The sequence below is a fragment of the Anaerobacillus sp. 1_MG-2023 genome, from assembly GCF_030547345.1.
GTDB classification, from domain to species: Bacteria; Bacillota; Bacilli; order Bacillales; family Guptibacillaceae; genus Guptibacillus; species Guptibacillus hwajinpoensis_B.
Window position 1 is genome coordinate 13,812 of sequence record NZ_JAUORD010000011.1, and the last position, 20,891, is coordinate 34,702.

Genomic DNA, 20,891 nt, shown 5'->3' on the forward strand with positions numbered 1-20,891 from the left:
TACATAGGAGGAACATGGATGTCGCATTCTATGAGACTAGTTTTAGGAAGCTTTAAACCTTTTTCACACTTTCGTCCGCTTCAATCAGCCTACAGATTAAAAGGATCCTGGTGGCGCATATTCTTATTAACGATCGTAGCCTTTTTAGTAGTTGGAATAACATCGTTTATGAACATTAAATATGCTGGGGAGATGCCTGAATATGCTGGCATTGTAGCAGATGATCGATTGCTTTTCGTTCTAAGTGAAGTGATTACAGATGGTTTACTTGGACTCATTACGTTTGTTCTCGTAGTTTTAGGAGGAGCATTACTATATTGGCCATTCTTTCAGGAAGTTGGATTTAAAAGACTTGCTTACATACATAGCTATGTCGTGTTTATTTTGTTAATCGGTATGGTGCTTCAATTGCCGTTTATTCCTTTTCTACATGAGCCTTCACTTATATCTCCTTACAGTTTAGGTGTCTACGTAGACTTGATAACAAATAGCCCATTCTGGCTTTATTTTAGCTACAGTCTTTCCATATTTTTAGGATGGGGGACTTTTGTTCAGTACGCTGCGCTTAAGCAAAGTACAACTCATGCGAAAAGGTACGTTATGTTTTGGACAATCGGCTTAAATCTAGTCATCGTTGCAATCATCGCTTATATGAGAACGGCATTTTAATGAAAAAGTTGGAGGGTTCATCTGTGAATCGTAAGTCACTTTTGATTAGCATTAGTGTAACTCTTGTTGTCCTTCTTTTTATTACGGTTAACACATTGATTATCCAAAGTGTGATCGCAGGTGAGAAGAAGCTGGAGACGGTTACTGTAGAAGAGAAAACTTATCAAGAACTTGCTTCTTTCGAAGGAGTTCTTATTCCAGAATTAGAAGAGTCATATTATTATCAAGCCTCACGCGGTAACATGGCAGATGTGCTCGTAAGTGAAGGGGATCTTGTTTCAACTGGTACTGCCCTTTTTGAATATGAAGAAGAGATCACTGTTAATACTTCAGATTTAAAGGCACAATTAAATAAAGCTGAAACAGCCGTTTCTGTGCTTGATGATCAGCTTAGCGACGTGACTATGCAGTCTTCACGTATTGATTCTAATGAGGATCTAGAGGATGAGCAGAAACTACAACTGCAATTAGATGTAGAAGAGCAAATGCGAGAAACAGAATATAAGAAAAGACTTGCTGAGCTTGATGTAAAAGAGTTAGAACGTCAAATTGCTGAGGCAGATACAAAACAAGTAGATCTTAAGGTGGAGTCAACACTCGACGGTACAGTTGAAGAAGTGAATCGTACTCCTAAAGACGGCGAGCCGGTTGTCAAGGTATTATCTAATAAGATCACTGTTCAAGGTTCCGTCAATGAATTAGATTATCCAACTCTTGCTGTCGATCAGGAAGTACTGATTCGGGCGAGTGCTTATCCTGGTCAACCAGTCACAGGAAGAGTGACAATCTTAGAGGATCGTCCATATGAAGTAGATGAAGAAACGGGACTGAGTTTGTATCATTTTAATGTCATGATTGATGAGGAAACAGAGATGAAGTCGGGTACACACGTATCGATCGATATACCTCTTCATCAAAATGAGAATGCCCCATCCGTACCTGAGGAAAGTATTATAATAAAAGATTCTACTAGTTATGTTGTCGTGTTTGAAGAAGAACAACTTTACTTAAGAGAAGTAGAACAAGGACGAGAAGAAAATGGCAAAGTTGAAATCCTATCAGGTCTTGAAGTTAAGGAAAAAGTCTTAACTGAGCCAAGAGAGGCTTTTACTGAACTGCTTTCAGAGAAAAAGGAAAAAGAAGAGAGTCAAGAAACAGAAAGCAAAGGATAAAACGAGAGGACCTGTAGAGATACAGGTCTTTTTTGTTGTTAGAGAAATTCTTATTCGCTTAAAGCGTGATTATCGCAATATTCATGAAAATGAATGGGACTTCATGTCATAATAGCAGTATTAAAGTAGAGGACGTTCCTCTTAATATGTAACGAGCTTTAAGATTATTGAATGGTTTCCCTTATAGGGGACAAGAAAAGGAGAGAATGTTGAGATGAAGTTTGTTTCTTTTAGAAACCACGGTGTGTCTTACTTCGGTATATGGAAAGAAGGTAATCAGATTGTTAATTTAAGCGCTTATTATCAAGATCAAGGAAACCACATCCCTGATTTACGATCATTTATTCAATCAGGAAAATTCGATTTAGCTGAATTGATAGATGTGGCGTCTAAGTATGAAGTAAATGTTGAAGATGTTCAATTAGAAGCACCCATTCCAAGACCATCTAAAAATGTGTTCTGTGTAGGGAAAAACTATCGCGATCATGCTATTGAAATGGGAAGTGAAAAGGATATACCAGCTCATCCTATGATTTTCACTAAAGCCCCAACGACAGTTAGCGCTCCAAATAGCGTCTTAGCATTTGAAAATGAGCTATGTGAAGCACTTGATTATGAAGGTGAGCTTGCGGTTGTTATTGGCAAACAAGGAAAAGGAATCAAAAGCGATGAGGCCATGGACTATGTATTTGGATATACGATCATCAATGATATTACAGAGCGCGACATTCAAAAAAAGCATGGACAATTTTTTGTTGGGAAAAGCCTTGATGCGTCGTGTCCAATGGGGCCAGTTATTTTACATACATCTGCTGTTCTAGACCCGCATCAACTGCCTATTAAGACTTTGGTAAACGGAGAGCTAAGACAGAGTGGTAATACTTCGGACTTTATTTTCGATATCCCAGAGCTTATTCACGTTCTTTCGAAGGGGATGACGTTGGAGGCAGGAGACATTATTGCAACAGGCACTCCTGCAGGTGTAGGAAAAGGATTTAAACCTCCAAAATTTCTTCGTGATGGTGATGTGGTCGAGATTCAAATTGAAGGAATTGGTACTTTACGTAATGAAATAAGAAAGAGATAACGTTCTCGTGTTTAATTATTGCTAATAAAAGGAATTGTTATCCAGAGAATCTACTAGGAGGGTTAGCGTATGGAAAAGTTTCATTACATTAATGGTGAATGGACAGGTCAGGATCTTGAAAAGCTTGAAGTGAACAACCCGGCAACTGGTGAACTCGTCGGTACTGTACCGGTTGGGGGGAAATCGGAAACGAAGAAGGCAATTGACGCTGCGCATCAGGCATTCCCCGCATGGTCAAGCCTCACCGCATATGAGCGGTCGTCATACTTAAAGAAACTCCATAGTTTGATGATGGAACACGAAGATGAATTAGCCGAGCTTATGACGCTTGAAATGGGAAAACCTCTTCATGAATCAAAAGGAGAAGTGGCTTATTCTGCCTCATTTGTGGAATGGTTTGCTGAAGAAGGAAAACGCGTTTATGGTCGTACCATACCTCCTCATAAAGAAGAGCGTATGATGGAAGTTCGCAAACAGCCAGTAGGAGTTGTTGGTGCGATTACGCCATGGAATTTCCCAGCTGCCATGATCGCAAGAAAGCTTGCTCCTGCTCTTGCTGCAGGGTGTACCTTTGTTGTTAAGCCACCTTCTGCAACGCCACTAACAGCAGTGCGTTTAGTGGAACTTTGTGAAGAGGCTGGTATACCTAAAGGTGTTGTAAACCTCGTCACTGGGAAATCTTCAGAAGTAGCAGGCGAGCTAATGAGTAATCCACACGTTCGTAAAATAACGTTCACAGGTTCAACAGAAGTTGGTAAGAAACTAATGGAACAGGCTGCTGAAACAGTGAAAAACATTTCTCTTGAGCTTGGTGGACATGCACCGATCATCGTTCTTGATGATGCAGACATTGACAAAGCCGTTGACGGCGTCGTTGCTTCTAAGTTTAGAAACGGTGGTCAAACGTGCATATGCGGTAATCGTGTCTATGTTCAAGAAAAGATTTATGATGAGTTTATTTCGAAATTCGCAGCTAAAACGAAAGAACTTAAGGTTGGAAATGGATTAGAAAAAGGCACTGACATTGGACCGATGATTGACAAAGATGGCTATAATAAAGTAGAAAAGCATGTTCAAAATGCGCTTAGTCAGGGAGCTGAATGTGTTGTTGGAGGAGAAGGATACGAAGAGAATGGCTCCTACTTCTACCGTCCAACGATTTTAAAGGATGTAACACCTGGCATGTTAATTATGAATGAAGAAACGTTTGGACCAGTTGCTCCAATTCAAAAGGTTAAAACAGATGATGAAGCGATTAAGTTTGCAAACCAAACGCCATTTGGACTTGCAGCTTACGTCTTTAGTGAAAGCGTTCGAAGAGGAAATCACGTCGTAAATGGTTTGGACTACGGGATTGTAGGCTGGAATGACGGGGTTCCTTCAGCTGCTCAGGCGCCGTTCGGTGGTATGAAGCAAAGTGGTATTGGTCGAGAAGGTGGCCACGAAGGACTTGAAGCTTATTTAGAAACAAAATACGTTTCGATCGGATTATAGAAAATAAGAAAGCCTCGCTATAGCTAGCGAGGCTTTCTTCGTTTCCTTATTGTACAGACAAAACATCTGTAATTTGTTCGATGGCCCAGTTTAAATCCTCTTCATTAATAATAAGAGGAGGCGCAAAACGAATGACCGTTTCGTGAGTCTCTTTACATAGTAATCCTTTTTCTTTCAGCTTCTCGCAATACGGACGAGCAGCTTCATGAAGCTCAACACCTATGAAAAGACCGCGACCACGGACTTCTTTAATCATAGGATTCTTAATTTCTTTTAATTTATTTTGAAAGTAATTTCCTAGTTCAAGAGAGCGGTCTGCAAGCTTCTCATCCTCAAGAACTTCTAAAGATGCCACCGAGACTGCACATGCTAGAGGATTTCCTCCAAATGTTGAACCGTGAGATCCTGGGGTGAATACGCCAAGAACTTCTTCATTAGCGGCAACACAAGAAATCGGGAATACACCTCCACCTAGTGCTTTTCCAAGAATGTACATATCAGGCTCTACATTATCCCAATCGCAAGCAAAACGTTTACCAGAGCGGCAAAGCCCTGCTTGGATTTCATCAGCTACGAAAAGCACGCGTTGCTCCTTACAATACTCATAAGCTTCTTTAAGAAAACCTTCTCGAGGAATATTGATCCCAGCTTCACCTTGAATTGGCTCAAATAAAAACCCTGCTGTATTTGGCGTAATGGCTTTTTTCAATGCATCAAGATCACCATAAGGAATGAGTTTAATGCCTGGAAGCATTGGTCCAAATCCTCTTTGGTATTCTTCTTCAGATGAGAGGGAGACAGCTGTCATTGTACGACCGTGAAAGTTACCCTCACAGGCAATGATTTCTGCTTTATCTTTCTCAACACCCTTCACTTCATAAGCCCAGCGGCGCATCGCTTTAACAGCTGTTTCAACTGCCTCTGCACCTGTGTTCATTGGAAGAATCATATCTTTGTTTGTAAATTCAGAAACTTTTCGATAAAAAGGTCCGAGCTGATCATTGTGAAATGCACGAGAAGTTAATGTGACACGATCTGCCTGGTCCTTTAGAGCTTGAATAATCTTAGGATGTCTGTGCCCCTGGTTGACAGCTGAATAAGCACTTAGCATATCCATGTAACGATTTCCTTCGGGATCTTTCACCCAAACACCTTCTGCTTCTGCAATGACTATAGGCAGTGGATGATAATTGTGTGCGCCGTATTGCTCCGTCATTTGAATAATATCCTGCGTTTGTACCATGTTACGGTTCACTCCCATCTTTTAGTTGAAGCTTCCTTTATAGTATAACAATGAAATCGTTTTCTTCCCATCATTTGAAAGAAATTGGGAGGAATGTTTCATAATCTTCTCATCTAATTGTTTCATGATATGATAGAGAGGAATCTGTACATAGAAAGAGGGAGAGATCGTTTATGTTGCATGCCCATTATTCTGCTTGGGGATTAACCTTGATTCTTTTTCTAGTTAGCTATTTTTTAATGAGAGCTGGGAAAGGGAAATCACAAGAAATAACCCATACGATTCTTCGAATATTTTATATTTTAACTGTTATTTCAGGAATGTTTCTTGTAATAGGCTATGAGTTTTGGGGGCCTTCCATTGTGAAAGGTGTCGTCGCTCTTTGGCTTATTTTCTCGATGGAAATGATCCTAGTAAGAGGAAAAAAAGAGAAAAAAATCTGGCCATTTTGGCTACAATTTATGTTTGCTTTTCTCCTTGTTATTTTTTATGGGTATTCTGTACTGCATCTTTATCAGCTATAAGTCCTAAAACCACCTTCGATAAGGTGGTTTTTTTGTATTAAACGTTTGGTTTCTTTACGCCGATATAAGAAGAAGGGTAGATTGGCATATTTCTGGTATAAGTGTATTCGAGCTTTCTACTTTTTGATATTATAGACATAAATATAAAAGCTTCGAATTAAAGGGATTAAAGGATGAGGTGTGTATAGCTTGAGGACATTTTCAGTCATGATTCATCATGATCACGATTTGCTAGAATGCATTAATAATCAACCGGAACTGTTTCAGGCCCATGCCGTACTCATTCAATTATTTTCTTTGTCAGGTGACAGGAAGCGAGCTAAAGCAGTCGCGCAACAAACAATGACATTCCTTCCTCATGCCGTTCTTATTGGGTCCACAGCAGGTGGCGCTTATTATCAAAAGGACTACGTGAAAGAAGGGATACTCGTTTCCTTTACGACTTTTCAACACGCCGAGATCAAGCCGTTTGATTTGGAAGAGAATGCTTCCACTCTTATGAATGAGAGTACTGCACATGATGAACTTGTCATTCTTTTTAATAGTCATTTAGAAGAGCGTGCTTTGTTTGAAGGTATAAAACCAATCCGATTAATCGGAGGTAGAGCCCATATTATTAATGAGGATTCCTTTGTGATCAAAGGTAATCAACTGCTATCGAAAGGCGTCGCTGCTGCTAAAATTATTGGAAGTGACCTTGAAGTTAAGATTTTCGAAGAAACGTTCTGGAAACCAGCTGGTCGAACGTATGAAGTGACAAAAGCGCTCGGGAGGCGTATTTTTGAAATTGAAGGTCTGACGCCAGTGCAGTTTTATGAGAAGTATTTAGGTTATGATGTTGCGAATAAACTTCCTCAATCAGCAGTCCACGTCCCGTTGCTTCAGCAAGATAATGGGAATGTGAAGCCGATTACCATTATGGAGAAACATCGAGATGGATCGGTTACGTCGAATCGTGTACTAACACAAGGGAAGAAGCTACAGTTCTCATATGGAGACGCTGCACAAATTCAATCGTCCTATGAGCGCATTGACCAAATCGCTAGTGATTCATGGAGTCAAAGTCTATTTACTTATTCATCTGCTTCGGTTCGTGCTCTATTTTCAAACGGCATAATTACTTATTTAGAGAATCTTGAAAAGCGATGTGATCTTACATCTGTTTTTCTTGCGTCGGAATATTATTCAGATACCCAAAAAGTACAAATTGGAAATAACAGCATGGTTTTTGCGCATTTCAATGAAAAAAATGCTCGAATGAAAGACATCGGGCATCAACCATTACACAATCAGGAGATGAAGGACTTGGATGGTTTAATGGCATTATCACATTTAATTAAAGCTTCAACAGAGGAATTAGAGACGTTAAATTTAAACTTACAGCAATCAGAACAGCGCTTCAAATCTCTGTTTGAACAAAATCCGAATCTTGTTTACTCTGTGGATGTATACGGTAAAATTACGAGCGTAAATCCTGCATTAAAATCATTGCTAGGTTACTCGTCTGAAGAAGTTATGAGTAAGCATTCTCTTCAGTTTGTTTCTTCAGAGGATGCAGAAATGACTAGGAAGAAATTCTATCAAACGTTTCAGGGGATGGCTCAAACATATGATGCCCATCTTGTACACAAGTCTGGAATGAGCGTTCTCTTTACAATTACGAATATCCCAATCATCGTTAATGGTGAAATTACCGGAGCGTATGGAATAGCCAAAAGCATCATGAATCAACGGAAAGCGGAGGAGAAAATCGCTCATCTCGCTTATTATGATGTGTTAACCGAGCTTCCTAATCGTTTGTTATTTGAGAACTTACTAAATGAATCACTAAAGAATCCCGATGAGAAACTAGCTGTCATGTTCATAGATTTAGACCGTTTTAAATTGATTAATGATAGTTTGGGCCACCAAAGAGGGGATCAGATCCTCAAACAAGTGACAACTCGAATTAAAGAAGCTATAAAGGATGATGCTGTCCTTGCTAGATTTGGTGGTGATGAGTTTACTGTTCTCTTACCTGGACTGAAGTGCGAAAAAGATGCACTTATGCTTGCGAGACGCGTCATTGATCATTTGAAGCAGCCTATCGTCTTTGACGAAGTTGAGTACTTTATGACAGTAGGCATCGGTATCAGTCTTTTCCCTCATGATGGATTAGAACTTGATACGGTTATGAAAAATGCTTATATCGCATTAGATCGCGCCAAGCAACAAGGTGCTAATTATATTGAATTCTATACCGATGAAATGACCGATCAGGCTTTTGAGAGATTAGAACTTGAAAGTTATTTACGTCGAGCCCTAGAGAAAGAAGAACTGACCCTTTTCTATCAGCCACAAGTTAATCTAGACGAGCAGAAAATTTATGCTTGTGAAGCGTTGATTAGGTGGAATCATCCAAAATTGGGACTAGTTTCACCTGCGCAGTTTATACCACTTGCAGAAGAAACGGGGCTAATCGAAGAAATTGGTATTTGGGTATTGAACGAAGCATGCATGCAAACGAGCAGATGGCAGGCGCTTGGATATGATGACTTATCGATTAGTGTGAACGTGTCTGGAAGACAGTTTCAAAGCGAGAAATTCGTTGATTCGGTTAGGGAAGCATTAGTGACATCTGGTCTTGATCCTCAATCGCTACACCTTGAAGTAACAGAGAGCACAACGCTGGTCAATACGGATTATAGCATTTCGATGCTAAATGAATTAAGAGAAATGGGTATTAAAGTGTCCATTGATGATTTTGGTACCGGTTATTCTTCGCTTAGTTATCTGAAGGATTTCCCATTAGATATATTGAAAATCGATCAATCCTTTATTCGAAACCTTCAGGAAAACAACGCAGATGCTGCGATTGTTAAAGCGGTGATTACGATGTGCGAAGGTTTAAATTTATCAATTGTAGCGGAAGGAATCGAGACGAAAGAACAGGGCGATATTATTAGAAGCTTCGGGTGTAATTTTGCGCAAGGATTTTTCTATAGTAAACCTTTGAATAAGGATCGTTTCGAGAAACTGCTTCTATCAAAGCAATTTCCTTTAGCAACTTAACTAAGGTCGACCCAATGTGGTCGATCTTTTTTTGTAGAGCGTCCTGTCTCCAATGTGCTCCAGCTGTTTCAACAGATAGCTGGCAGGGAATAGGATCTTAGCGAAGAGGTGATAAAGAGATGGATTACGATGTCATGATTATTGGAGGAGGCATATCGGGCCTCACACTTGCTGTCAAATTAGGGAAAAGTAATGTGAAAACGCTATTAATTGAAAAAGATAAAAGAAGCGGGTTGATTTATAAAGGTGAACTTCTTCAGCCAAAAAGTCTTCAAGTCCTTGAACGAATTAATGTTTTAGATGTAGTAAAAGAAAATGGTTTTCACTTACCTTCGATTGAATTCCATGAGTATAACCAAAAAGACGATGGCACGATGGAGCACCTTAGTTCAAATGAATTCCGCTACGATGTGATTCCATCTCTATACAATACATCGCTTATGATTCCACATGAGAGGCTAAAAGAGCTTCTTTTCGAAGAGGCTTCAAAATATGAATCTGTTGATTATATTCAGCCTGCTAAATTTACGGGCTTTACTGAAGATGAGCCTGAGAATAAGAAAGCGATCATTCAAACAAAAGAAGGGGAACGTGAAATTCAAGCAGGCTTTTACGTTGGTGCTGAAGGAAGAGCTTCTCCAACAAGAACAGCTATGGAAGTGGAGATGAAGAATACAAAGTATAATCATCATTTCTTGACGGTATCGTTTCCCCGCCCGGAGACGCTAAATCAGTCAACCATCATCACGACTCAAAATAAATTTGTCGGATTATTCCCACTTCCGAATAATGAAGTAAGAAGTGTTCTGTTGATTAAACCAGGCGAGTTCAAATCGATGCGGGAAGAAGGATTACAGTCCTTTTATCGTGCTTATTGTGAGCTAATGCCTGAGCTTGAGGGCTATGTTCATCAAATTGATACGTGGAAGAAAATTCAACTCATGATTCCTGTTAGGCACAATGTCTCCAATTACGTCAAAAATAATTTGATCTTAACAGGGGATGCCGCTCATAGCGTACATCCTATGGCAGGGGAAGGAATGAACTTGGCGATTCAAGATTCTGATGTATTAGGAGAACTTCTTTGCTGGATGTTTAAAACGAACCAAACAGAATGGAAGCATCTAAAGTGGTATGAGAAAGTGAGAAAACCGCGAGCGGAATATGTGTCTACGCTTAGTCATCAAGCTGCACTACTCTACTCTTTCCCTTATCGACCGTGGCAGAGACTTCGAATTAAAGGGGTCAATCAAACAGAGCATTCGCCTCTTCTGCATTATAAGCAGATGTTAAATACGTCGGGTCTCGGCATTTGGAAATTTAACCTGTTGGATCGATTGAAGCAAGCAGGAATAATTCCAGCTACAATAGGGAATGGGAAATTAAGTAAACGCCCAAATGAGAAAGTAATGTTCACGAAAGAGGATGATTATCCGTGGTATTGCAAATGAGACGGGAGGAAAAGATATGAAAGAAATAAAAAAGATTTGGCGTGCTAGAAAGTGGATGAAAAGCAATGAACCTTTTTTATACGCCTGGCATGCTCATGTAGGCTATGTACATGACTTATTCGATGAGTTCGAATCAGGAACAACCGTCTCTGCTGTTGCGACTAAACGAGACATGAATGAACTGCTATTAACAAGATGGGCTGAAGTGGGGGTGGCAATCGGTCACTTAAAAACTGAAAAGGATGGAAAGATCCGTTCTAAGAAACATATGGTTGAATCGATTTCAAAAAGCAGTGAGCACTCTGTTGGTATCTTATTAAAAGAAATGATGGAGTTACATATTCCGATTTTGCTTTCCTATCCTGATTTATTAAGCAATGATCAACCCGCGCGATATGAGGACGAAGATTATGGGGGAACTGTTGCAGCAACATCCAGCTTTATTGAACGATTTGCTTTTCCGAAGATTTATCAAGCGATTAAGACGACGAATGCACAATCCGTTATCGATTTTGGCTCAGGTTACGCAGGGTATTTATCGCGTATTGGAGCAAAGCTAGAGGACATGAAGCTTGTTGGAATTGAAAAGAATCGATCCGTCTGTTTAGATGCAGAAGCTAATATCCATTTTCCGCTAAAATCACCGCTACACCTTTATCCTGATGATATGATGACATGGAAATGGGATGGTGCCCCCTTTGATATGGCGATGATGAATAATTTACTTTATTATTTCGCACCAGAAGATCGATTGAAGCTGTTTCAGAAGGCAAATGAGGTAACAGGTGAAGCTGGTCAGCTGATTATTATCACCCCTATGCATGAATCTAAACACGGGCAGGCTTTCTCGGCCGCGTTTAACAGCTTTATGAGTGCTCATGATAACCTTTATCCATTGCCAAGTCGTGATGAAATGGACGATTTAGCAACGAAAACAGGATTTAAGCTTAAACAAATAAAACCAGTTGTAAAAGAAGGCGCATGGTACTTTTTGCGTTTTCAGAAAGTGTGAGGCCTATCAAAAGGTCTCTTTTTTTCGTTCGTTCAAAGACATTTTGCACCAAAATTGGGCGTATGCATAATGTGAACAGAGAGGAATGAGAGGAGGGAGATCTTTTTGTGTGGGATAACAGGATGGGTGGATTGGAAGCAGAATCTGACAGGAGAAGAGAAGGTTCTTAGACGAATGGCGAATACGTTATCAAGACGTGGTCCTGATGCTTCAAACAGCTGGGTTAGCGCGCATTGTGGCTTTGGGCATACTCGTTTGATTGTCGTAGACCCAGCTGGTGGAAGTCAGCCAATGACTAGGACACATGACGAAAAGCAATATACGATTTGTTATAACGGTGAGCTATATAATACGGAGGATTTACGTAAAGTTCTCCTTGCAAAGGGTTATACATTTCAATCTCATTCGGATACAGAAGTTCTTTTAACTTGCTATGTTGAATGGGGAGAGCAATGCGTTGATCATTTAAATGGTATTTTTGCCTTTGGGATTTGGGATGGAGAGAAATTATTCCTTGCAAGAGACCGCCTTGGTGTTAAGCCATTATTCTATCGACAAAGTGGTAGCTCGCTGCAATTCGGTTCAGAGCTTAAAGCCATTCTAGCTCATCCCGATGTGAAGACGGAAGTTGATCGAGCGGGGCTTCAAGAAATTTTTGGTTTAGGACCTTCGAGAACACCAGGACATGGGGTTTTTCGAGGCATAAATGAACTGCGACCTGGATTTGCGATGAAGTTTGAGCGGAGTGGTCTTCGCAAATGGCGCTATTGGAATGTGAAAAGTAGTGAACATACTGATGATCTTGATACAACTGTAGATAAAGTAGGAGACCTTTTAAAAGATTCCATTAAGCGACAGCTTGTAGCGGATGTACCAGTTTGTACGTTTTTATCTGGTGGAGTTGATTCAAGCGCCATTACATCCGTTGCTCAATCGGCATTCCTGGATGATAATAAGGGGACATTACGTTCCTTTTCGGTGGATTATGCTGATAATGATAAATACTTTAAGAGTAGTGAATTTCAGCCGAATTCAGATGCTCCGTGGATCAAAAAAGTATCAGCAGAGCTTGCAACTGATCATACGAACTGTGTGATTGATACACCTCAGCTTGTGCATCATTTAAAGGAAGCGATTGAATGTCGAGACCTGCCTGGTATGGCAGATGTAGACTCTTCATTATTGTGGTTTTCAAAGGAAATTAAGAAACATGCGACTGTTGCTCTTTCTGGTGAATGTGCTGATGAAATATTTGGTGGGTATCCATGGTTTCATAAGCCGGAGCTTTTAGATCAGGAGCAGTTTCCCTGGATGAGATCGACACTTGAAAGACAGGCGATGTTAAAAGAAGATGTTCGGAATAAATTGAAGCTAGAAGATTACGTGACGGAAAGATATCGTGAGTCAATGAAGGAAACGCCAGTACTTGATGGAGAAAGTGAGATTGAAGCAAAAAGAAGAGCTCTCTTTTACTTGAATTTAAATTGGTTTATGACAACACTTCTTGAACGAAAAGACCGTATGAGCATGGGAGCTAGTCTAGAAGTAAGGGTGCCGTTTTCTGATCACCGTATCATCGAATATGTGTGGAATGTCCCGTGGGATATGAAAATGCTTGATGGTCGAGAGAAGGGACTTTTGCGAAAAGCGATGACAGGAACGCTTTCACATGATGTTCTTTATCGAAAAAAGAGTCCATATCCAAAAACCTATAATCCTGCTTATACGAAAGCCGTTTCTTCATGGCTTCAAGATACGCTCGATAACAAGCAGGCGCCGCTTCTTGAATTGATCGATAGAAAAGTTGTGCAAGATATCGTAGATTCAGAGGGAAAGGCGTTTAAAGTTCCCTGGTTCGGTCAGCTTATGGCAGGACCTCAATTGATTGCGCATCTTGCTCAAATTAATTATTGGATGGAGCACCATAATGTAAATTTAGTTGACTAAGAAAAGGATCGAAGCTCATGGCTTCGATCCTTTTCTTTAAAAGATTTTATTATTGCTCGTTCCCGCTTTATTGGGGAGGGTTTCGATCGCTTCACCCTCTAAAAGGAACACAAAGAGCGTGTTCTTTTTAGAGGGCTCCAGCGCTTGTCGAGGCTAAGCGGGCGCGTCCGCTTTTCGGTGTCTAGCTGCGCGGGCCAAATCCTCCGGCTGTTTCACCCATTCGAATGAGACATGAAGCGTCTCACTCTCATGGCTTCCAACATCCTGCGGATTTAGGCGGGCCCGCTCCGCTTTTCGTGTGTCCAGCTGCGACTCGCAGAAACTGCGATATTTCACTCTTTCACCAGAACACAAAGGGCGTGTTCTAGTTCAAGAGCTCCAATATCTCTGTTTCTAAACGCTCGTCTCCGCTTTTCGTGTCTAGCTGCAGTGGGCAGACACTCGGTCACTTCACCTTTTCATCCGAACACAAAGACCGTGTTCAAATGAAAAGGCTCCAGTGCCTGCCGTGTCTAACCGCCCACTTCCGCTTTTCGTGTCTAAACGCTTCCTTCTGCTTTTCTTTTTTCAACTGGTGCTTGTTCGAGTCCGTTGAGGCGTTCGACTAGGTTGTGGCCGAATGGTGTTCCAGCAGAAGGGCTTTCGTTGTTGTTTAGAAGGCCTCCTCTAAGCTCGTAAGCTGTTGAGCCGTGCTCTGCGAAATCAAGTCCCTGAATTTCTTCTTCACGAGAAACGCGAATGGAAGAGAAGCGAGTATAGATGAATAAGAAAATACCTACTGTACCAATCGTCCACGCCATAACTGCAAGAATTCCGATTGCTTGAACGAGTACAAGGGAGGCACCGCCTCCGTAGAATAAACCACCATCGATTGCGAAAAGTCCAACGGCTAGCGTGCCCCACGCACCACACACTCCGTGAACAGCTATCGCTCCAACTGGGTCATCCAATTTTACGCGACGGTCAATCAGTTGAACGGCTTCAATCAAGATTACTCCAGCGATAAGACCGATGAAAATAGCGCCAATTGGAGATACGCTTGCTGTACCTGCTGTAATTCCGACAAGCCCAGCTAATGCGCCGTTTAGAGTTAAAGAAGCATCAATTTGCTTATAGCGAATATAAGAATAAAGGGCACTTCCGATTACACCACTTGAAGCAGAAAGAAGTGTTGTTGCTACGATTGTAGGGATAAGTGCGTCGCTTGCTGACAGTGTACTACCTGCATTAAATCCAAACCAGCCGAACCAAAGAATGAATACCCCTAGTGCGCCAAGTGGAATGTTATGACCTTGAATAACGTTTACTTTACCGTCTGAGTATTTACCAAGACGTCCTCCAAGAAAGGCGACAGCCACAACCGCACCAAGTGCACCTGTCATATGAACGACCGTTGAGCCAGCAAAGTCAACAAATCCTAGTTCTGAAAGCCATCCGCCACCCCAAATCCAGTGACCAACAACAGGATAAACAAATCCAATCATGGCAACCGTTACAGCAATATAACTGATTAATTTCATTCTTTCAGCTACTGCACCAGAAATGATTGTCGCACAAGTTGCGGCAAAGACGGCCTGGAAAACAAAGAAGCCGATGTTTTCAGATTGTCCTAGAAGAAGGAAGCCATCACTACCAATAAAACCGCCGGCTGAAGAACCGAACATCAATCCGTATCCGATTATAAAGTAGAGCACAGCGCCAATTGACATTGTTAGGAGATTCTTCATTAGAATATTTAAGGCGTTTTTAGAACGGGTAAATCCAGTTTCAACCATCGCAAATCCAGCGTGCATGAAGAATACTAGAAAGGCTGCAATCATAATCCATACGGTATCCATTGAAGCACTCAAGGCGGTTACAGCGGAGGCATCGCCTGCTGCGAAGACATGTCCTCCTGAGAGGAGAAAGAGAAGCGCGAACAAACCAGTGATTTTTTTCATTGTTTTTATCATCCTTTTTGATTTATTTAAATGCAGTGAGTCCGTGTTCACCAGATCGTATACGAATGACATCTTCGACAGGATAAACAAATATTTTGCCGTCGCCAACTTCGCCGGTTGCACATATATCGCGAATATGCTTGACAACATGATCAAGCAGGTCATCATCAAAAACGAGCTCTACTTTAATTTTTGCCTGAAGTGAGACTTCAAAATGACTTCCTCTGAAGACACCAGTTTGTTTTTTTTGTAATCCACATCCAGCTACTTCAGATACTGTCATGCCAGTGATACCTTCATTTCTTAATCGATCTCTTAGGTCCTGAAATGCCTCAGGGCGAATAATGGCTTCTACTTTTTTCATGTAAGACCCTCCATGTCAGTTTTTCTAACATTGCCTTTTTTCTATATCCTAATATTATGCGGTGAAAACAAGAAATTCAAGGTTATTTTTTGAAAATTTAAAATAGTGTGTTACATAATCTAACCTTAATAAATGTAAGTAATCAAAATATTCCAAGTGGGGTAAGTGTGGTTGCGCTTTCAGTTGATTTCGAATTCTGAGGCATAAAAAGAAGCTCCTGGGTGATGACCAGGAGCTTGTTGCTTATGAAATGTCTAAAATAGTGAAGCCAAATGGTTCAAGATGAAGAAGGCTAGAGTCGTGCTGACTCCCTAAAAGAGTTTTTGCGTTCAAATAGTTGAGTGAGAGATCAGTAGTTATAGTCTTTTCTGAGTTGTTTAATAGAAAGAGGAGCGTTTCATTATTCGTTTGCCTCTTATATTGAATAAGCGTTTCATCTGTATACACCACTTCGAAAGTTCCATCGTTCCGAAATGCAGGGTGTTGATTGCGTAGGGCGATCAGTTCTTTTAAAAACTGAAATAGTTCAGTGTCCTGGTCTTTTTCATCCCAAATCATACATTCTCGACAACCAGGATCAGCGCCACCTTTCATCCCAATTTCGTCACCATAATAAATACAAGGTGTTCCTGGGAAAGAGAATTGGAGGATATACATAAGCTTCACGACCTCCTTTTTCCCGTTTGCTAGTGTGAGGAGTCGCGGTGTATCGTGACTTCCTAATAAATTAAAGGCAACCTCATTCACATTTGCAGGATAAGAGTGAAGGAGTGCGGATAGTCGGTTCCCCATTGTTTCGGCAGAGATTTTTCCATTTGCATAATGATCAAGTAGGGCAGCAGTTAAAGGATAGTTCATTACAGCATCAAACTGATCGCCCTGTAACCACGGCATCGAGTCGTGCCAGATTTCACCAAGAATATAAAGCTCAGGCTTAACTCGCTTTACCTCTCTTCTAAATTCACGCCAGAAGCGGTGATCAATTTCATTTGCAACATCAAGTCGCCACCCGTCAATATCAAATTCTTCTACCCAGTAGCGACCAACTTGTAGTAGGTACTCTCTCACTTCTGGGTTCTCAGTATTAAGCTTAGGCATTGTCGCTTCAAAGGCGAAAGTATCATAGGAGGGAAGAGGTTTTGTTTCAATTGGATAAGATCGAACGTGAAACCAGTCTCGATAGCGTGATGCTTCTCCGTTTTTTAATAAGTCCTGAAAAGGTTCGAAGTAATATCCGCTATGATTGAAAACAGCATCAAGCATAACTTTAATGCCTCTTTCATGACAGGCTTTGACGAGCTCTTTAAATGTTTCTTTATCGCCAAATTGTGGGTCAATCTCCATGTAATCGATTGTATCGTACTTATGGTTTGAGGCCGCTTTAAAAATAGGTGTGAAGTAAATGCCGCGAATTCCAAGGTCTGTTAAGTGATCAAGATGATTTATTACCCCCTGAAAGTCTCCCCCGAAAAAGTTGTTACGCTCCGGAGGGTATTCACCCCATGGAAGCGTATCTTTTGGATTTAAGGAAGCATCCCCGTTAGCAAATCGTTCGGGAAAGATTTGATACCATACTGTGTCCTTCACCCATTCAGGAGCTGTAAAGATATCAGCTTCATTTAGGAAAGGGAAACTATAATAGTCGTTTGTATCTGATGGCTGTTCCGTATAGAATCCTTTTTCAGTATGATAATATGCTTCATTTTTATCTTCTAGATAGAAGCCATATCTCAATCTACGATAAGGAGGTTGGATCGCTACACTCCAATAATCGAATAGAGAGTCTGAGCCAGTTACTTTCATTGTTTTAGAAGTGAACTGCCATGCGTTGTCTTTCCAATCATACGGATCTCCATAAATAAGGGAAGTGGATGTCACATCATCTTTCTTTGTTCGGATCATCAGGTGTAGCGTTTTCTTATCATATGCGTAAGCATAGTTGTTCTTTGGGCGGTGATAAATGGCTTCTTTAAACATAACTAGATACCTCCATGTGCAATCGCTTGCATTTTGATAATAGGAAACTCTTTTCAAGAACTAATCGAAATGGAATGTTGCTTCTATATAAATGTAGAAGATCAAAGTAGGTTAGTCAAATGTAAAAAACAAGGTGAATTTACTGTTTCGAAAAAATTTTGAAAAAACTTTGTGCAAACGGTTGCGAAAATTTTATAGCCATGTATAATAAGTTATAGAAAGACAGTGCAATCGTTTTCATTAAGTTATATGAAAGCGCTTGTACTCCTATCGTAAAATTAAGAGGGGGTTAACACATGAAACGCTTTTTCGCTTTGTTTCTTACACTAGTTCTTGCAATCGGCGTTCTTGCAGCATGCGGACCGCAAAACAATGAAAACGCTTCTAGTAACAACGGGGGCAGTGATTCTGAGGGAGAAGATGCAAATAAACCTGAGAAGCTAGTTGTTTGGGAAGATACAGATAAAGGGATTGCACTTGAACCGGCTATTGCTAGTTTCGAGGAAGAGTACGGAATTAAAGTTGAATTTAAAGAACTAGGTATGGCTGACGAAATTAGAGAGCAAATTCGTCTTGATGGTCCAGCAGGTACTGGTCCTGACGTTATTACACTTCCGCACGATCAAATTGGACAAGCTGCAGTTGAGGGACTCATTTCCCCAATCGAAGTTGAACAGTCTGTGATTGATACATTTACAGAATCTTCTATTCAAGCTGAAAACTTTGACGGTAATCTGTATGGACTACCAAAAGCAACAGAAACACCTGTATTCATTTACAACAAAGATCTCATGGACAAAGCTCCGGAATCAATGGATGAAGTCTATGATTTCGCAAAAGACTTCACGAAGGACAAGCAGTATGGCTTCCTTGCGCTATGGGATAACTTCTATTTTGCGAACGCTGTGCTTTCAGGATATGGCGGCTATGTGTTTGATCGCACTGATGAGGGATTAAACCCAGATGACATCGGTCTTAATAATGATGGTGCTATTGAAGGAACGGAATACATTCAGAAATGGTATCAGGAAGATCTTTTCCCTAAAGGCCTAATTGGTGAAAACGGTGGATCTACAATGGATGGTCTGTTTAATGAAGGGAAAGCAGCTTCCGTTATGAACGGACCATGGTCTTTCCAGGGTTATAAAGATGCTGGAATTGACATTGGTGTTGCGCCGATGCCTACACTTCCAAACGGAGAGAATTTCAAAACGTTTATCGGTGTTAAAGGCTGGCACGTAAGTAATTTCTCTGAGAACAAAGAATGGGCTACGAAGCTTGTTGAATGGTTAACAAATGAGGAAAATGCAAAGATTCGTTACGAAAAAACAGCAGAAATTCCTCCTGTTAAATCACTAATTGAAGATCCAGTTATTGCTGATAATGAAGGTGCAAGTGCCGTAGCACTTCAATCTCAATATGGCGTTCCAATGCCTAACATTCCAGAAATGGCTGAAGTATGGGAGCCAGCAGCGTCTGCTCTACAATTAGTAGCAACAGATAAGCAAGAACCAAAAGCGGCCCTTGATGAGGCTACAAAAACAATTAAGTCTCAAATCGAGCAGAATCACAGCAACTAAAGTTTTGAAAATTTAAAGCGGTACTCCGGAAACGGGGTACTGCTTCTCACTTTAAAGCTAGAAAAGTGGGGAGAAGAAAGGGGATTGCCATCACGATGGAGGCAACTGAGCGTCAAACAAAGCATCGAAAATCAGCACTTGCTTTATCACTAATACCTGGATTCGGTCAGTTTTATAACAAGCAGATCCTCAAAGGACTTATGTTCTTCATCTTAACGGTTTCATTTGCCGTTGCTTTTGCTGACTTAATCAACATTGGATTATGGGGGATCGTTACCCTGGGGGAAAAGCTACCACGAGATCACTCCATCTTCTTGTTAACACAGGGAATTATCGCTGTCCTTGTTATCCTGATTGGATTGGTTATTTATTTCTTAAACCTAAGGGATGCATATTTGAATGGAAGAAATCGTGATCTAGGCATTCCCTTAAATTCTGTTCGAGAGCAATACCGTAATGTTTCTGAACAAGGATTTCCTTACTTAATGCTATCACCTGGATTTTTCTTATTAATTTTTGTTGTTATTTTTCCGATATTGTTTGTTATTTTACTTTCGTTTACAAACTACGATCTTTACCATTCTCCACCAGCTAATTTAGTAGACTGGATTGGGATTCAAAACTATATTGACATATTTAAGCTAGACATCTGGCGCGATACTTTCATCGATGTTTTCTCATGGACAATCGTATGGACATTTGTTGCGACAACAGGACAAATAGCGATTGGTATTTTTCTAGCCGTTTTGATGAACCAGAAAGACCTTAAATTTAAAGGCATCTTTAGAACAATCTTTATCTTGCCTTGGGCCGTACCAGCTTTCGTATCAATCCTTGTGTTTGCGGGGATGTTTAATGAGACGTTTGGTGCGATAAATAACGACATCTTAGCAGCGTTCGGTATCGATGCGATACCATGGCTTACAGAGCCATTTTGGACTAAAGTTGCTTTAATTCTTATACAGTTCTGGCTTGGATTCCCGTTTATTTTCGCTATGGTAACGGGTGTGCTTCAATCGATTCCAGATGAATTATATGAAGCTGCAACAGTAGATGGTGCGAATATCTGGCAGAAGTTTAGAGGAATCACGCTTCCAATGGTTCTTTTTGCAATCGCGCCAATTTTAATCACACAATATACATTTAACTTTAATAACTTTAACGTTATTTACCTGTTTAACGGTGGTGGTCCTGCCGTATCTGGTCAAACAGCAGGCTCTACTGACATTTTGATTTCGTGGATCTATAAGCTTACGTTTACGTCTGCACAATATGGCAAAGCTGCTGCTATTACCATGATTCTATCCGCCATTGTTATTGGTGTAGCACTGTGGCAGTTTAGAAGAACGAAATCATTCCAAGAAGAGGATATGATGTAAT

Annotated in this window: 15 protein-coding genes; 11 read left to right on the top strand and 4 right to left on the bottom strand. The window is 40.6% G+C overall.

From position 1 onward, the window contains the following. Positions 1-18: 18 nt before the first annotated feature. The 4 genes from Q4550_RS16765 (at position 19) to Q4550_RS16780 (ending at position 4,422) form a co-directional block, all read left to right on the top strand. The gene (locus tag Q4550_RS16765) at positions 19-669 is read left to right on the top strand and encodes a hypothetical protein (RefSeq protein ID WP_303534723.1); all 651 of its coding nucleotides are present in this window, start codon (positions 19-21) and stop codon (positions 667-669) included. A gap of 23 nt (positions 670-692) precedes the next feature. Continuing rightward, complete coding sequence (locus Q4550_RS24590) at positions 693-1,841, top strand: efflux RND transporter periplasmic adaptor subunit (RefSeq protein ID WP_303534725.1); 1,149 nt, start codon at positions 693-695, stop codon at positions 1,839-1,841. Positions 1,842-2,055: 214 nt separating this feature from the next. After that, positions 2,056-2,928 carry a fumarylacetoacetate hydrolase family protein gene (locus Q4550_RS16775; protein ID WP_303534726.1) on the top strand — a complete coding sequence of 291 codons (873 nt, stop codon included), beginning with the start codon at positions 2,056-2,058 and terminating at the stop codon, positions 2,926-2,928. A 69-nt stretch (positions 2,929-2,997) separates the two neighbouring features. Further along, positions 2,998-4,422, top strand: a complete 1,425-nt coding sequence (locus Q4550_RS16780) for an NAD-dependent succinate-semialdehyde dehydrogenase (protein WP_303534728.1) — start codon at positions 2,998-3,000, stop codon at positions 4,420-4,422. Between the two features lie 46 nt (positions 4,423-4,468). On the opposite strand, the gene Q4550_RS16785 is transcribed toward Q4550_RS16780, so the two are convergent. Then, positions 4,469-5,665 carry an ornithine--oxo-acid transaminase gene (locus Q4550_RS16785; RefSeq protein ID WP_303534730.1) on the bottom strand — a complete coding sequence of 399 codons (1,197 nt, stop codon included), beginning with the start codon at positions 5,663-5,665 and terminating at the stop codon, positions 4,469-4,471. Positions 5,666-5,838: 173 nt separating this feature from the next. Here Q4550_RS16785 and Q4550_RS16790 point away from each other — a divergent pair, with 173 nt between their 5' ends. From Q4550_RS16790 to asnB, 5 genes are all read left to right on the top strand, one after another. Continuing rightward, positions 5,839-6,189, top strand: coding sequence for a DUF1516 family protein (locus Q4550_RS16790; RefSeq protein ID WP_303534732.1), 351 nt, complete (start codon positions 5,839-5,841; stop codon positions 6,187-6,189). A gap of 189 nt (positions 6,190-6,378) precedes the next feature. Then, on the top strand, positions 6,379-9,240 hold the full coding sequence (locus tag Q4550_RS16795; RefSeq protein WP_303534733.1) for an EAL domain-containing protein: 2,862 nt from the start codon (positions 6,379-6,381) through the stop codon (positions 9,238-9,240). A 119-nt stretch (positions 9,241-9,359) separates the two neighbouring features. Continuing rightward, positions 9,360-10,691, top strand: a complete 1,332-nt coding sequence (locus Q4550_RS16800; RefSeq protein WP_303534734.1) for an FAD-dependent oxidoreductase — start codon at positions 9,360-9,362, stop codon at positions 10,689-10,691. Positions 10,692-10,707: 16 nt separating this feature from the next. Further along, positions 10,708-11,703 (top strand): class I SAM-dependent methyltransferase, encoded by a 996-nt coding sequence (locus Q4550_RS16805; RefSeq protein ID WP_303534736.1) that lies wholly within the window; start codon positions 10,708-10,710, stop codon positions 11,701-11,703. A 105-nt stretch (positions 11,704-11,808) separates the two neighbouring features. Beyond that, complete coding sequence (asnB, locus tag Q4550_RS16810; RefSeq protein ID WP_303534738.1) at positions 11,809-13,650, top strand: asparagine synthase (glutamine-hydrolyzing); 1,842 nt, start codon at positions 11,809-11,811, stop codon at positions 13,648-13,650. A 539-nt stretch (positions 13,651-14,189) separates the two neighbouring features. Here asnB and Q4550_RS16815 read toward each other — a convergent pair. From Q4550_RS16815 to Q4550_RS16825, 3 genes are all read right to left on the bottom strand, one after another. Further along, on the bottom strand, positions 14,190-15,590 hold the full coding sequence (locus Q4550_RS16815; RefSeq protein ID WP_303534739.1) for an ammonium transporter: 1,401 nt from the start codon (positions 15,588-15,590) through the stop codon (positions 14,190-14,192). Between the two features lie 22 nt (positions 15,591-15,612). Beyond that, on the bottom strand, positions 15,613-15,954 hold the full coding sequence (locus tag Q4550_RS16820; RefSeq protein ID WP_303534741.1) for a P-II family nitrogen regulator: 342 nt from the start codon (positions 15,952-15,954) through the stop codon (positions 15,613-15,615). A gap of 243 nt (positions 15,955-16,197) precedes the next feature. Beyond that, a complete protein-coding gene (locus Q4550_RS16825; protein WP_303534742.1) occupies positions 16,198-17,931 on the bottom strand; it encodes an alpha-glycosidase in 1,734 nt (577 codons plus the stop codon). 296 nt (positions 17,932-18,227) lie between these two features. On the opposite strand from Q4550_RS16825, the gene Q4550_RS16830 reads away from it, so the two are divergent. Beyond that, entirely contained in the window at positions 18,228-19,511 is a 1,284-nt protein-coding gene (locus tag Q4550_RS16830; protein ID WP_303534743.1) for an extracellular solute-binding protein, read from the top strand. Positions 19,512-19,606: 95 nt separating this feature from the next. After that, a complete protein-coding gene (locus tag Q4550_RS16835; protein WP_303534745.1) occupies positions 19,607-20,890 on the top strand; it encodes a carbohydrate ABC transporter permease in 1,284 nt (427 codons plus the stop codon). The last annotated feature ends 1 nt before the right edge of the window (position 20,891 follow it).

What these genes read in the sequence shown, in the direction of transcription:
- Q4550_RS16785 (WP_303534730.1), bottom strand. Translation starts at nt 5,665, where the DNA reads ATGGTACAAACGCAGGATATTATTCAAATGACGGAGCAATACGGCGCA.
- Q4550_RS16790 (WP_303534732.1), top strand. Translation starts at nt 5,839, where the DNA reads ATGTTGCATGCCCATTATTCTGCTTGGGGATTAACCTTGATTCTTTTT.
- Q4550_RS16820 (WP_303534741.1), bottom strand. Translation starts at nt 15,954, where the DNA reads ATGAAAAAAGTAGAAGCCATTATTCGCCCTGAGGCATTTCAGGACCTA.
- Q4550_RS16830 (WP_303534743.1), top strand. Translation starts at nt 18,228, where the DNA reads ATGAAACGCTTTTTCGCTTTGTTTCTTACACTAGTTCTTGCAATCGGC.
- Q4550_RS16825 (WP_303534742.1), bottom strand. Translation starts at nt 17,931, where the DNA reads ATGTTTAAAGAAGCCATTTATCACCGCCCAAAGAACAACTATGCTTAC.
- Q4550_RS16800 (WP_303534734.1), top strand. Translation starts at nt 9,360, where the DNA reads ATGGATTACGATGTCATGATTATTGGAGGAGGCATATCGGGCCTCACA.
- Q4550_RS16775 (WP_303534726.1), top strand. Translation starts at nt 2,056, where the DNA reads ATGAAGTTTGTTTCTTTTAGAAACCACGGTGTGTCTTACTTCGGTATA.
- Q4550_RS16765 (WP_303534723.1), top strand. Translation starts at nt 19, where the DNA reads ATGTCGCATTCTATGAGACTAGTTTTAGGAAGCTTTAAACCTTTTTCA.
- Q4550_RS16805 (WP_303534736.1), top strand. Translation starts at nt 10,708, where the DNA reads ATGAAAGAAATAAAAAAGATTTGGCGTGCTAGAAAGTGGATGAAAAGC.
- Q4550_RS16815 (WP_303534739.1), bottom strand. Translation starts at nt 15,590, where the DNA reads ATGAAAAAAATCACTGGTTTGTTCGCGCTTCTCTTTCTCCTCTCAGGA.
- Q4550_RS16780 (WP_303534728.1), top strand. Translation starts at nt 2,998, where the DNA reads ATGGAAAAGTTTCATTACATTAATGGTGAATGGACAGGTCAGGATCTT.
- Q4550_RS16835 (WP_303534745.1), top strand. Translation starts at nt 19,607, where the DNA reads ATGGAGGCAACTGAGCGTCAAACAAAGCATCGAAAATCAGCACTTGCT.